11 protein-coding genes are annotated in these 13271 nt (G+C 50.9%); 7 read left to right on the forward strand and 4 right to left on the reverse strand.

Translation table 11 applies throughout. The annotated features are described in order from the left end of the window. Positions 1–98: 98 nt before the first annotated feature. The 5 genes from secA to BM231_RS00140 all read left to right on the forward strand — a co-directional run bounded on the left by secA (position 99) and on the right by BM231_RS00140 (position 6026). Complete coding sequence (secA, locus tag BM231_RS00120) at positions 99–2885, forward strand: preprotein translocase subunit SecA (RefSeq protein ID WP_093515850.1); 2787 nt, start codon at positions 99–101, stop codon at positions 2883–2885. A 172-nt stretch (positions 2886–3057) separates the two neighbouring features. Then, positions 3058–3825 carry a class I SAM-dependent methyltransferase gene (locus tag BM231_RS00125; protein ID WP_208859949.1) on the forward strand — a complete coding sequence of 256 codons (768 nt, stop codon included), beginning with the start codon at positions 3058–3060 and terminating at the stop codon, positions 3823–3825. Positions 3826–3923: 98 nt separating this feature from the next. Beyond that, positions 3924–4466 (forward strand): PadR family transcriptional regulator, encoded by a 543-nt coding sequence (locus BM231_RS00130; protein WP_093515852.1) that lies wholly within the window; start codon positions 3924–3926, stop codon positions 4464–4466. Between the two features lie 10 nt (positions 4467–4476). Beyond that, a complete protein-coding gene (locus BM231_RS00135; RefSeq protein WP_093515854.1) occupies positions 4477–5082 on the forward strand; it encodes a GyrI-like domain-containing protein in 606 nt (201 codons plus the stop codon). 182 nt (positions 5083–5264) lie between these two features. Beyond that, positions 5265–6026, forward strand: a complete 762-nt coding sequence (locus tag BM231_RS00140; protein WP_093515856.1) for an SH3 domain-containing protein — start codon at positions 5265–5267, stop codon at positions 6024–6026. 71 nt (positions 6027–6097) lie between these two features. Here BM231_RS00140 and BM231_RS00145 read toward each other — a convergent pair whose 3' ends face one another. Beyond that, on the reverse strand, positions 6098–6709 hold the full coding sequence (locus BM231_RS00145; RefSeq protein ID WP_093515858.1) for a L,D-transpeptidase: 612 nt from the start codon (positions 6707–6709) through the stop codon (positions 6098–6100). A gap of 349 nt (positions 6710–7058) precedes the next feature. Here BM231_RS00145 and BM231_RS00150 point away from each other — a divergent pair, with 349 nt between their 5' ends. Beyond that, positions 7059–7841 carry an alpha/beta fold hydrolase gene (locus BM231_RS00150; RefSeq protein WP_093515860.1) on the forward strand — a complete coding sequence of 261 codons (783 nt, stop codon included), beginning with the start codon at positions 7059–7061 and terminating at the stop codon, positions 7839–7841. An 82-nt stretch (positions 7842–7923) separates the two neighbouring features. On the opposite strand, the gene BM231_RS00155 is transcribed toward BM231_RS00150, so the two are convergent. Beyond that, complete coding sequence (locus BM231_RS00155; RefSeq protein ID WP_093515862.1) at positions 7924–9123, reverse strand: NAD(P)/FAD-dependent oxidoreductase; 1200 nt, start codon at positions 9121–9123, stop codon at positions 7924–7926. Positions 9124–9301: 178 nt separating this feature from the next. Continuing rightward, the gene (locus tag BM231_RS00160) at positions 9302–11332 is read right to left on the reverse strand and encodes a methyl-accepting chemotaxis protein (RefSeq protein WP_093515864.1); all 2031 of its coding nucleotides are present in this window, start codon (positions 11330–11332) and stop codon (positions 9302–9304) included. Between the two features lie 165 nt (positions 11333–11497). Between BM231_RS00160 and BM231_RS00165 the strand changes: the two genes are divergently transcribed. Further along, positions 11498–12370, forward strand: a complete 873-nt coding sequence (locus BM231_RS00165) for a DMT family transporter (RefSeq protein WP_208859950.1) — start codon at positions 11498–11500, stop codon at positions 12368–12370. 2 nt (positions 12371–12372) lie between these two features. Here the strand turns inward: BM231_RS00165 and BM231_RS00170 are convergent, their stop codons facing one another. Then, complete coding sequence (locus BM231_RS00170; protein WP_093515866.1) at positions 12373–13257, reverse strand: YihY/virulence factor BrkB family protein; 885 nt, start codon at positions 13255–13257, stop codon at positions 12373–12375. Between the last annotated feature and the right edge of the window lie 14 nt (positions 13258–13271).

Here is a 13271-nt window from a genome sequence, read left to right on the forward strand (position 1 = left end):
CACAGAGTTTTGACTGGATAGATCACGAATGTGAAGTTTTTTAGGGCCCGGCCGCGACGTGAAACAACCGGCGCGCCCAAAAGAGGAAGGACCGCCACATGGTGGGGCTCGGCGCACTCGCTCGAAAAATATTTGGTTCTGCTAACGACCGTCGGATCAAGACACTCAAGCCTAAAGTAGATGATATCAATGCTTTAGAGCCAGAAATGGAAGCTCTGACGGATGATCAGCTAAGAGCCAAAACGGACGAGTTCCGTGAGCAGCTTGCGAACGGAGCAAAGCTGGACGATCTTCTCGCTCCTGCTTTTGCTGTTGTCCGTGAAGCCTCTCGCCGTGTTCTTGGCCTTCGTCAGTACGATGTGCAGCTTATCGGCGGCATGGTTCTCCATGCTGGTGAAATTACTGAGATGCGTACCGGTGAGGGTAAAACCCTTGTGGCAACTGCTCCAGTATACCTTAACGCCTTGACTGGTAAGGGTGTTCACGTCGTAACAGTGAACGACTACCTCGCCTCTCGTGACGTTGAGTGGATGGGTCAGATCTACCGCTTCCTCGGGCTGACAACTGGCCTGATTGTCCATGGTATTTCTGATGAAGAGCGCAAAGCCGCTTATGCAGCAGACGTCACATATGGAACGAACAACGAGTTCGGCTTCGATTATCTTCGTGACAACATGAAGTATGATCGCGAGTCCATGGTGCAGCGTCCGCACCATTTTGCGATCGTGGATGAGGTCGACTCCATCCTTGTTGATGAAGCACGTACACCTCTCATCATCTCCGGCCCTCTGGAAGACCGCACCGATTTCTACAATGCAATCGATGCCTTCATTCCTCATCTCGTTGATGAAGATTTTGAGATTGACGAGAAAGCTCGCTCCGCAACCTTCACTGAAGCAGGTAACGAGAAGCTAGAGCAACTCTTGTCTGAAGCTGGACTCCTCAAAGGCGATTCGCTTTATGATGTGGAAAACGTCACAGCAGTTCACCATTTGCAGCAAGGCCTGAAGGCTCACAAACTTTTCCAGCGTGACAAAGATTATATTGTCCGTGACGATGAAGTTGTGATCATTGATGAATTCACTGGCCGTATGATGCCTGGTCGTCGCTTCTCAGAAGGTCTGCACCAGGCACTGGAAGCAAAAGAAAAAGCTGCAATCCAGCCAGAGAACCAGACACTCGCATCCATCACATTCCAGAACTACTTCCGCATGTACGACAAACTGGCCGGTATGACCGGTACAGCAATGACCGAAGCGGAAGAATTCATGGACATCTACAGTCTGGATGTTGTTGACATTCCAACCAACGTTCCTGTGCTGCGTATCGATGATGACGATGAGGTTTACCGCACCGTTGCCGAAAAATACAACGCGATCATGGAACTGGTTGATGACTGTCATGGGCGTGGTCAGCCTGTTCTTGTTGGCACCACCTCCATTGAGAAATCTGAGTTGCTTGCAGATCTGCTGATGAAGCACGATTACAAGCAGATCGACGTTTCAGATCCAAAAGCATTGGCTGATTACGCAAAGTCTGCTGGCAATCAGAAGGTCTTTGCAGTTCTGAACGCGCGTTACCATGAACAGGAAGCGAGCATCATCGCACAGGCAGGTGTGCCGGGCGCTGTGACCATTGCAACCAACATGGCAGGTCGTGGTACGGACATCCAGCTCGGTGGTAACGTTGAAATGCGTATCGCAAACGAACTGGGTGACATGCCAGAGGGTGCTGAACGCACTGCAAAAGAAGACGCCATCAAAAAAGAAGTTGAAGCGCTCAAGCAAAAAGCACTTCAGGCTGGCGGCCTCTACGTTGTAGCAACCGAACGTCACGAAAGCCGCCGCATTGATAACCAGCTGCGCGGTCGTTCTGGTCGTCAGGGTGACCCTGGACACTCCAAGTTCTTCTTGTCTCTGCAGGATGATCTGATGCGCATCTTTGGCTCTGAGCGTATGGACTCCATGCTTCAGAAGCTTGGTTTGCAGGATGGCGAAGCAATCGTTCACCCTTGGATCAACAAGGCGCTGGAAAAAGCACAGCAGAAAGTGGAAGCTCGCAACTTCGACATTCGTAAAAACCTGCTGAAGTTCGATGACGTGATGAACGACCAACGTAAAGTGGTCTTCGATCAGCGCCTCGAAATGATGGACCCTGAAGTCACTCAGGAAGCTGTGGCAGAAATGCGCGAAGAGTTCGTTGAAGACCTCGTCGCAGCACACATTCCAGAACGCGCTTACCCTGAGCAGTGGGACACTGAAGGCCTTCAGGAAGAAGCACGCACTAAGCTGAACCTCGACCTGCCAATTATTGAATGGGCAAACGAGGAAGGCATTGCAGACGAAGAAGTCACCGCGCGCCTGAAGAAGGAAGCCAACCAAGTGATGGCGGGTAAGGCTGCAAACTACGGTCCTGACGTTATGCGTCAGATCGAGCGCGCAGTTCTCCTGCAAACCATCGACAACTTGTGGCGTGAGCATCTGGCAAACCTTGATCACCTGCGCTCCGCAGTTGGTCTGCGCGGTTACGCACAGCGTGATCCACTTCAGGAATACAAAACAGAGTCCTTTACTCTCTTTGAAAACATGCTGAGCACTCTGCGCCAGACAACCACATCACAGCTGATGATGGTTGAGTTGGTTCAGCAACAGGCTCCAGAAACACCACAGATGCCTTCCCACATGGAAGCTCATCACACCAATCCTTTGACTGGTGAAGACGAGATGATGGAAGCAGACCGCCAACTGGCTGAAGCACGTGCAGCATCTGCACCAGACGGTCGTGAATCCGATGACCCTGAAACATGGGGCCGTGTAGGTCGTAATGAGCCTTGTCCATGTGGATCTGGCAAAAAGTACAAGCATTGCCACGGCGCACTTGTCTGATCCGACATTAATCAAGTTCAAGAAAGGGCTGCTTCGGCGGCCCTTTTTTATTACAGGTTAGCTTCCCCCTTCACACCAAGGAAATCTGCACCAGAAAGGCGGGAGTATTCCCAAAGCCTGAGAATGCTAATCTACGCTTCTTTCAGCTCCAATTTGTAAGAAGCGGCAAAACATGAACACTTCAAGCACGCTCGATTTTAACAAGGTCCTTCGACAGCTCACCCCAAAAACCAAACTGGAAAGAACACGAGCATCCGTCGAAGAGCATCTCGGCCAGCGTATCGAAGCGTTCTACGCACCTGCAAGAAACAGCTATCTGGCTCAACTCTGCGACGTGTACGGCAGTGACAAAGGCACCAACTGCCCGGAAACCACCCAGTTCAACTGGGAGCCTCACACCTACACCGATTTTTACAGCATGATTTTCGATCATTGCCGCGACAAGATCACAAACGTGCTGGAATGTGGCATCGGCACCAACGACACCAGCTGCCTCTCCAACATGGGCAAGGAAGGCAAACCGGGAGCCTCCCTTCGTGTCTGGAGAGACTATTTCCCTCACGCAGAAATTACGGGCCTAGATATCGACGAGAAATGCCTGTTTTCCGATACACGCATTCAGACCTATCAGGTCGATCAGACCAACCCGGAAAGTATCGCAAGCTTCAAAAGCAACGCACAGCCAGAGCCCTACGACCTGATCATTGATGATGGTCTGCATCATTATGAGGCGGGGATTGTCTTCTTCGAGAACGTCAAAGACCTGCTTGCAAACCACGGCGTCTACATGATCGAGGATGTGAACCGCCACGACATTCATCGCTATGCCGAGTACTTCCAAAAGCGCGAAAGCGAGTTTAACTGTCGCTGCCTCCTACTCTACCGACAACATGTGAGCCTGCGCGACAACATGTTGGTTATGGTAACACGCAAGCATTAGCCTCACTCCGCACATAGCCCTCCGAAAAGCCAGATATTGACGATTCAACACCATCATTCTAGTACTAGAATACAATCTTATTCTAATGTTAGAATAGCATGTCTGAGAGCCTCACTGACAGCGAACTCCTCGTCCTCGGCCTTGTCTCCGAGATGCCCCGCCATGGCTATGAGCTGGAACAGGTCATCGAGCAGCGCGGCATGCGCGAGTGGACGCAAATCGGCTTCTCTTCCATTTACTTCGTATTGGGTAAGCTTGAGAAGAAAGGCCTCGTCACCTCAGAGAAGCCCACTGGAGCCAAAGCTAAGAAGAGCTTCCTCATGACCGAGGCTGGTCAAGAAGCACTCGTTACACAGACGCTCTCAGCCATCACTACAGTTCGCCCAACATATTCATCGCTACTCATGGGCATGGTCCACTGGCCAGCACTGCAACGAGAACAGGCCCTAGATGCCTTAAGTCAGCGTAGCAAAGCAATCCAAATAGAACTCATCCGAATTGAAGGCATCCAATTAGACCAGCAGCCTTTACCTGATCACGTCGAAGCCCTCTTTGATTACTCCATCGCTCAACTCAAGTCAGAGGCAGACTGGCTGCAGAAAACTCTGGATTACATGACCTGCAAACCATGGAACACATGAGGACACAACGATGACCACGACCGATTTCAGAGACAGACTGTATGACCTATACCGCCCGCCAAGCGACCATTTTTCGTTTGTCGATGTTCCTGATATGCAGTTCGCTGTGATCGATGGCAGCGGGAACCCTGAAGGGGCATCCTTCGCTCAAGCAATCAAATGGCTTTTCACCGTGATCTATCCCATCAAACGTGATGCGAAGAAGCGGATGGGAAAACGCTTTGCGGAACCACCTCTGGAATGCCTGTGGTGGGCCGACGATATGAATGACCTCATCACCGGTAATAGAGACAAGTTGAAATGGCGTTTGATGATCGTTCTGCCTCATTGGACCGATGACGCCCTTTTCGCTCAAGGCGTAGAAACTGCAGTCGGGCGGCTTGGAGAGAAACCCGCAACGCTGCGCAGAGAAATTATGACAGAAGGTCGCTCAGTCCAGATCCTTCACAAGGGCCCTTATGAAGACCTACGCAACATCAGCGCAAAACTCTATCAGGAATTCCTGCCGGAAAATGGCCTGAAACCAAACGGACACCATCATGAGATCTACCTTGATGATGCGACACGAACAGCACCGGAAAAGAGAAAAACAATCATCAGACAACCTGTGATCTAGATACCCTTTCAGAGCCTTGTGTCTGGCTCTCCTGAGCACAAACAACTAGCTGAATTAAAAATAACAATAAATACCATAGCCTTACAGCTTAATATTTTCTAGGCGATACTCCGCTACAATCCTGAGAAAACAAAAAACGTGTGGTAGCGGGGTTCTCAACCTCCGCGTCTCAGGAGCAAAAGATGGCCTCAGATATCTTGGGGAATGCATTTCACAGGTTTCTAACATTGATGTTAGTGAGTGGTATGTTGATGGGAGTACTCTCACGACCAACTGCAGCACAGTCAGAAACGCCCCCTTCTCCGCAACAAGACCAGGCACCAGTCTCAGATGCGGCCTCTGAACAACCAACGACCAGCCAATCCTCCGAAGTGAAACCAGGCTATTACAGTCAGGTAGACCAGAGTCTTGGCGTCCTGCTCTCCATCTATGATGCCCCATCAGACGAAGCAGCCATTATTGTTCAGCTGCCTGGAGATACCATCCTCAACTCTAACGGCGAGCAAAAGCAGGTTGACGACCTACGCTGGCAACATGTCAGCCTCGGAGAGATCGAAGGTTGGGTAGAAGCCAAAAAGCTGAGAACCGCCGTACCCGTACCATTCACCGGGACAGATCTTCCAGTGCTTGGCGTCTGCGGAGGAACTGAGCCTTCTTGGAGCATTGAGTGGAACTCTGATGTCGTAACTTATTCGAACATCATCGGCTTGCTTCACCGCGTCCCATTCCAGTCGGTGAAGGCCGAGAAAGACAAGAACGCAACCTTGCTTCAGGCGGGCAATGAAAGCATCGATCTACAAATGACCATCTCCGAAAAGCAATGCACCTTCACACCACTGGATTCCTTTGTTTGGGGCGAAGCTGTCGCCACCATCACACAGCTGGGGCAAAAACCTGTAACACTCAAAGGATGCTGCCGACCAGTCTCAGATGGCTACCACTGAGCCACACCCATCTGCCCAACAAAAAACCCGGGTTGCCCCGGGTTCAATTCGCTTCGCGTGTCATTCGTGACTTAGTTCACGACAACCTTGGCACCGATATCCACATTGTCATAAAGATAGGAAACATCTTCATTGAACATGCGGATACAACCGGAGGAAACAGCGCGACCGATACTCCAGTCCTCAGTGGTACCGTGGATACGGTAGATGGTAGCACCCAGATACAGCGCACGAGCACCCAATGGGTTGTCTGGACCACCCTTCATGTAACGTGGAAGAGTACGGCCTTTTTTCGCTTCGCGACGGCGCATTTCTTCCGGTGGTGTCCAACCCGGCCATTTTGCTTTGCGGGTGATACGCTCGGTACCATTCCACTCAAAACCTTCACGGCCAACGCCGATGCCATAACGCATCGCTTTGCCACTTTCCTGCACGTGGTAGAGATAGCGCTTTTCGGTATCAATGATAATGGTACCTGGCTTCTCATTAGTGCGGTACGTGATCAGCTTGCGCTTGAACTTACGGCGAGCTGAGTTGGATGCCATGGCAGGAGAATCCGGGAAGATGTCCCATTGGCGTGTGTCTGGATTCCACAGCTTGCCCGCGCTTGCTGGTGCTACAAACACAAAGCTAACCAACGTACAAATGACAGCAAATATTCCCTTGCGAAGATGTCCTCGCATCGTCACCCCCTGAAATTGGCGATAGCCCCTGACCCTGCGGGACCTGTCGAATTTTAAAAATAAATCAGCACCGAGAAAGAACAAACTCTACCAAAAAAAATTCTCGGCCCTCTGAGTTTCCATATGTTTCAAATTGAGACTGATTATCAACATCTGATAATCGATATCCAAGCAAAACCTCACTTCCGCGGGTCATTTGTTTCACTTTTTTCAATTTTTCTCATGCCGAGCGATATTTCCGCCCAATTCTATCGGTTCATCAGCTGATAAAAAAATCCTGCCTTAGCCAAAGTCACAGGTAAACCTCTGAATGAAAGGGGCATATAATACGCCCAATGGGAGGCCTTATATGAATATCGATAGTATCCAAGATGTAACCTGCCTGCCTTTCACCGCCTTTGGCCCTGAAAGTGCAGAACCAATTATTTTCATCCATGGTTTTGGTGGCGACGCCAGCACATGGCGCAACATTCAAGTCCAGTTAGAAAACAAACGCCGCACAATCGCGTTTGACCTTCCGGCTCACGGGCGGGCACTGGCCGACTTTGAACCATGCAACGCAGTGGGCTCAGCAAAAGCCGTCGTGAAGTCTCTCGATGCGCTGAAGCTCGACCGCGTACATTTGGTCGGCCACAGCATGGGCGGTGCAATTGCAACACTGATCGCCATGCGCAGCCCAGAACGCATTGCAAGCCTCACTTTGCTTGCTCCGGGCGGATTTGGCCCAGAGATCAACGCAAAGCTTCTACGCCGATACGCAGTTGGCCAAACAGAAGCAGAACAACAAGTGCTGCTGGAACAGTTTGTCGGCCTTGACTTCGAGCTTCCGAAGAAATTGGCAGACTATGTGGCCATGCAGCGTTCCACTCCGGGTGCGGCCGAAGCACTCAAAGCTGTATCAGGCCTTATCTTGGAAGGTGAAAGTCAGGGCGTACTGCCAACTGGTAAACTCGACGAACTGCCAATGCCAATCAAGGTGGTCTGGGGCACGCAGGACAAGATCTTGCCAACCCGCCAATGCCATAAACTGCCAGGACCAATCGCCTGCCACGTTTTCGATCGTGTCGGCCACATGGTTCACATGGAGATCCCGCAGGAAGTGATCCGGCTAATTCTGGAGAACACCCGTTAAAGCCAACATCCCACCTTAGTGCTGGGCTTTGACAAAAAGAGCGTGCCGGTGATCTCTCTGGCACGCTTTTAAAATCACTGGATTAAGCAGGTGGAAGCAGTCCGTCTTTCCACTCCTGCCCAATCACCCGACGCGCCATCATGTGAGAGCGCGGATGGTTGATGCTATCAACTGCAATCAGCTTGCCTTTTTCCAGATACGCGACATAGAAGCTGTCGGAACTTATATTCCCAACAAGCACAGCCTCATCGTATCCATTAGACAAACCGGCAATCTGCAGTTTGATATGATGCTGGTCAGACCAGAACCACGGCAGAGGATCATAATCATGACTGTGATCATGGTCTGGATCAGTCAATGCAACAGCAACTGCCTTGGCCTGATCAATCGCATTCTGAACGCTCTCCAGACGAATGCTGCGACCATAGCGCTCTGAGAAGAAGCGAACACAATCACCACAGGCATAAACATCCTCGTGAGAGGTCTGTCCCGCTCCATCAACCAGAATACCGTCATCCACATCCAGACCAGCTGCTTCAGCAAGCTCCGCATTCGGCACGGCGCCAACAGCAGAAAGCACCAAATCACACGAAATCTCACTGCCATCAGCAAGTTTCACGGAAGAAACCTTGCCGTCAGTCCCTTCAATGCTAGTCACTCCGGTTCCGCAAAAAAGTTCGGCGCCGTTGCCGGAATGCAAACCATGGAAGAACGATGAGATGTCAGGCGAAACCACACGTTTCAGCAGGCGTTCCTGCGCTTCCAGCACAACAACATCAAGCCCCATGCTTTTTGCAACAGCCGTCACCTCCAGACCGATATAACCACCACCGATAACAACCAGTTTCTTACCCGGTACAAAGAGTTGCTTGATGAGCTCAACATCACCAATAGAGCGAAGCGTCACGACGCCTTCCAGCTCAGCACCCGGCAATGGCAGGTCGCGAGCGCGGGTTCCGGTTGCAAGCAGCAACTTGTCCCAGCTCAGCTCTTCACCGCTTGCCAGCGTGACACTCTTCTTTTCCAGATCAATGCTTTCGACATGCGCATTGACTTTCAGATCGATGTTGTTGGCCTCATAAAACGCTTCAGGACGAATAAACAGCGCATCCGGCTCGACATCCCCACTCAGAAATTTCTTGGAGAGCGGCGGGCGTTGATAAGGCGGCTGAGGCTCGTTTCCAAGCATCACAAGCTCACCTTCATATCCCTTTTGCCGAAGAGTTTGCGCGGCCTGCACACCTGCTTGTCCAGCACCCACCACAACAATCTTATTTATCATTCTCAAAACCCGTATTAGCCGCAGAAAAACACCACAACAGATCCGTGCTGTCTGCTTTGCTCAACAAACCCGTACCGCAAAAGCAATGTGGCGCTTAGTTCTGGCAAAAACCAGAGCAAGCGCCACATTTAAAATGAAAATTTGTGAAGATCTTAAGGTCGTATCTCTGAAAAGTGCGTTAGGCAGCACGCACTTTTTCAAGGAATGCACCAACAGTATTGTTGATGTGATCCGCCTGACGAGAAAGCGCATCGGCAAGATCAGACACTGTCCCGCCAGTGCTACGTGCATTGCTGGACGCATTTTCAACCATCTGCATTGCACTTGCCCCTTCCTGAGAGCTCTGCGTCGCATTCGCCACATTCTCAGTAATCGACTGAATAGCTGCGTTCTGCTGCTCAACAGATGCCGCAACAGCCGCTGCGATCTGGCTCATTTCGTGAATAACATCACTCACATCACCAATAGCACCAACCGCTTCCGCTGAGGCCTCCTGAATGGAACCAACCTGTTGTGCAATTTCTTCGGTTGCCTGAGAAGTCTGGTTTGCCAGCATCTTCACTTCAGACGCCACTACAGCAAAGCCTTTGCCGTGCTCACCTGCACGGGCCGCTTCAATGGTCGCGTTCAAAGCAAGCAGGTTGGTCTGGTTCGCAATATCACGAATGAGCCCAACAGCTTCACCGATACGGTTTGCGGCATCACTTAACAGATTCATGGTTTCTGCAGTTGCCTTGGAACCTTCAACCGCACGGTCTGCAACGCTCGTTGATTGCTCAGCCTGTCCAGCAATCTCGTTGATAGACATGGCCAGCTCTTCAGTTGCGGCAGATGCACTGGAGACATTCTCAGCAGCACTCTCAACGGCACGACCTGCAGATACGGCTTCTTTCGATACGTTGTCCGCAGCAGAGCCCACATCATTAGACGCCTCACCAAGCCCATCCGCAGCGCTGTGCAGACTACTTAGCGCTTCAGCAACGGTTTGCTCGAAGCCAACAATGAGATTATCGACTTGCTCGGCACGGGCCTGTTTCTCAGCATTTTCATTATCTTGATGATCCTGCAGCTTGCGCCGCTCCTCAATATTGTCGCGGAACACCTGCAGCGTCTGCGCCATGGCGGAGATTTCCCTACCGCCTTTATTGAGAGGAATAACGGCTGACAAATCATTCTTAGCAAGCAACGCCATAGCATTACGCAGTGCATTCAGATTACGCAAAATACCGAAAATCAGCAGCGAACCAAGGATGAAGAGGGTCAGCGCAATGCCACCAACTGCAATGCCCAGATAAAGATTGGTTTGCTGAGTTGTCGCTGTCAGACGTGCCTGCGCATCATTTGCGCCCTGCACAGCAGCGCTCTTCAAGTCATCCAGACGTGGTGGCAAAAGGTCAAACAGGTTCGCAAGCAACTCAGAACTTGTTGCTCGCTTATCATAGGCCTTTGAGTAAGCCTCAAATGCTTTCTGATAGGCCACCATATTGGTTTTAACCTTCTCAGCAACAGCCGGGTCAATCTGCGCTCGAGGAATGGTGCGTTCATAACGGGAGAAGGCCACTTCAAACGCGCCGAGGGAGTTTTGACTGCCGGTCAACGCATAATCCAGCTGCGCCCGCGACAGGTCACTAAACGTATGCATCAGCTTCAGCGTATTAGGGTCTTTGCTGCGTCTATGCTTTTGCTTAACGGCGGCTTCTGCCTGAGAAAGCGTGGCTGACAATTCTTTCTGCAAACCACGGTCAGCATCATATCCAAGCGTGGACTGATAGCCGTGCAACATCTCAAAGGCACCACTGATTGCATCAACGGTATCCCGCGCATCGGAAATTTCGAGGAAGTAATCCATGGCAACCGGAAGAGTACTCAGTTCCTGCAACTCAGTCTGCGCTTCACCAACCAACGTGTCGAATCGACTTTTCAGGCTGTCGCTCGGCACATTTTCATAATCTTTTTGTGTCGATTGCAGCACACCTGCGGTAATTGCAATCGTCTGGCTCAGCTCAGCAAGTTCGGTGTATTCTTTCGACTGCAGAAAGGCAGCCTCCGTTTGCTGCTGGCTCCAAAGATAAACAAAGCCAACACCACCAAATCCGATAAGTGTCAGAATACCAAGAGCAATTGCCCGAAACCGAATACTTACATTTCGAGTTAACGAGAAAACTTTATTCCCCGTAGAAGAAATAGCCCGCGTCCAATTTACTCGCATCGGAGACCCCTAGACCGATAAAATTACTAATAGTATTTTTAATTATTCCTCACAGGTATAAGTTCAAATCGTTTAAAGATTACAAATAATGCATCGCACAAATGATTTTGTTGCTAACCCCACCCAGCGTCATGTGCTAAAGACGCATAAAAATAAGACACACCATTGCTCTCGCTTACCAAACTAGTTCCCATTATTTTCGTTTTGCTCTGGTCCACCGGCTTCATCGGTGCCCGCCTCGGAGCGCCCTATTCAGAACCTTTCGCGTTCTTGAGTCTCCGCTTTCTGCTCGTCCTGCCGTTGATGGGCATGATTGTCTGGTTATCTGGCAGAAGCTTTGCACTAACGGGTAAGCAGGTCCTCCACGCTGTCGTTACCGGCATGCTGGTACATGGCATCTATCTCGCTGGAGTATTTTGGGCTATCGACAACGGTATGCCAGCAGGCGTAACTGCTCTTATCACCGGTCTGCAGCCCTTCATCACCGGCACTCTCGCCTATTTCCTGCTGAAGGAAGATGTGACGCCACGCCAATGGATCGGCCTTGCAGCCGGATTTGTCGGCATTGTACTGGTGATCTTACCCAAGATGGGAAGTGGCGTTGCGCAGATCCCTCTTTGGACTGTGACAGCTGCCTTTGTGGCAACCCTTGGCATCGCCTTCGGCACCACATGGCAAAAGCGTCAGCCAACAAACACGGATCTGGTCACAGGCATCTTCTACCAGTATTTCGGTGCACTGCTCATAACGCTGCCTCTATCCATGACTGAAAGCTGGGTCATCACCTGGTCTGGTGATCTGATCTTCGCATTGGCATGGTTGGTAATTGTGCTGTCAGTGGGTGCTGTTCTGTTGCTCATGTACCTGCTCCAGCACGGAGCCGCATCAACGACAGCAACACTGTTCTACCTGACACCTGTCGCGGCAGCCGTTGAAAGCTATTTCCTTTTCGGAGAGACGCTCAACATCATTCAGCTGATTGGCATGGCCATCGTTGTAGTAGCAATCGCTGTTTGTCGACCAAAGCAGAAGGCTTAAGCTCAGCCCTCGGTATCAGAACAAGGGCCAGCCTCAACACGCTGGTTCACACGGCGCACACGCATCAGCGCTGCATTAAACTCGCCACCCAGAATAAAGATGACGGCTGTCAGATACATAAAGATGATAGCCGTCATGATACCAGCAAGACCAGCATACAAAGACACATAGTTCGCCCACCGTGCCAGATAAGCGCCAAAAGCTGTACCCGCGATGATCCAGAGGATCATGGTCAGTATGATACCAGGCAACACTTCAAAGAAACTTCGACGACCAGCCGGCAGATACATATGAGCTGTCAAAAGAGCAAACAGCAGCAGCAGAGACGTAATGCCATAACGGACGATATTCGCCTTATAGCTGAACTGCTCCATAACCGGCGCAAGATGAACAGCCCATTCCCAAGCCAGCGGACCAAACACGATCAGGAACGTTGAAACCATCAAAACAGCGGTACCAATCAGAACCGCCAGAATGGACTGTGTCCGGCAGAAGAACCAGCTTCGAGTATCTCGAACCCGATAAGCACGGTTCAACCCGACTCGCATGGCTTCAACGCCATTGGAGGAGAACCACAGCGTGACAACCACACCGAAGGTCAACAAATCACCACGCGGTTGTGTCAGAACAGCTTTAATCTCACCGGAAACCGGACCAGCCACCCGCTCAGGCCAGACATCAAAAATCAGCTCCGTCGCACTTTGCGCAACCGAGTTCAGGCCGAGAAAGCCAGAGAACGCCGCCACAAAAATCAGGAAAGGGAACAGAGCCATCAACGATGACAAAGCCACATGGCTCGCCACTGCATAGCCATCATCAGAGTTGAAATGCCCGAGAGCATCTGCAAGTACCTGATACGATTTTCCCCAAAGGCCACGTTTCTTCATAAAACTGATCTGGT

This window comes from Pseudovibrio ascidiaceicola, from assembly GCF_900114245.1.
GTDB classification, from domain to species: domain Bacteria; phylum Pseudomonadota; class Alphaproteobacteria; order Rhizobiales; family Stappiaceae; genus Pseudovibrio; species Pseudovibrio ascidiaceicola.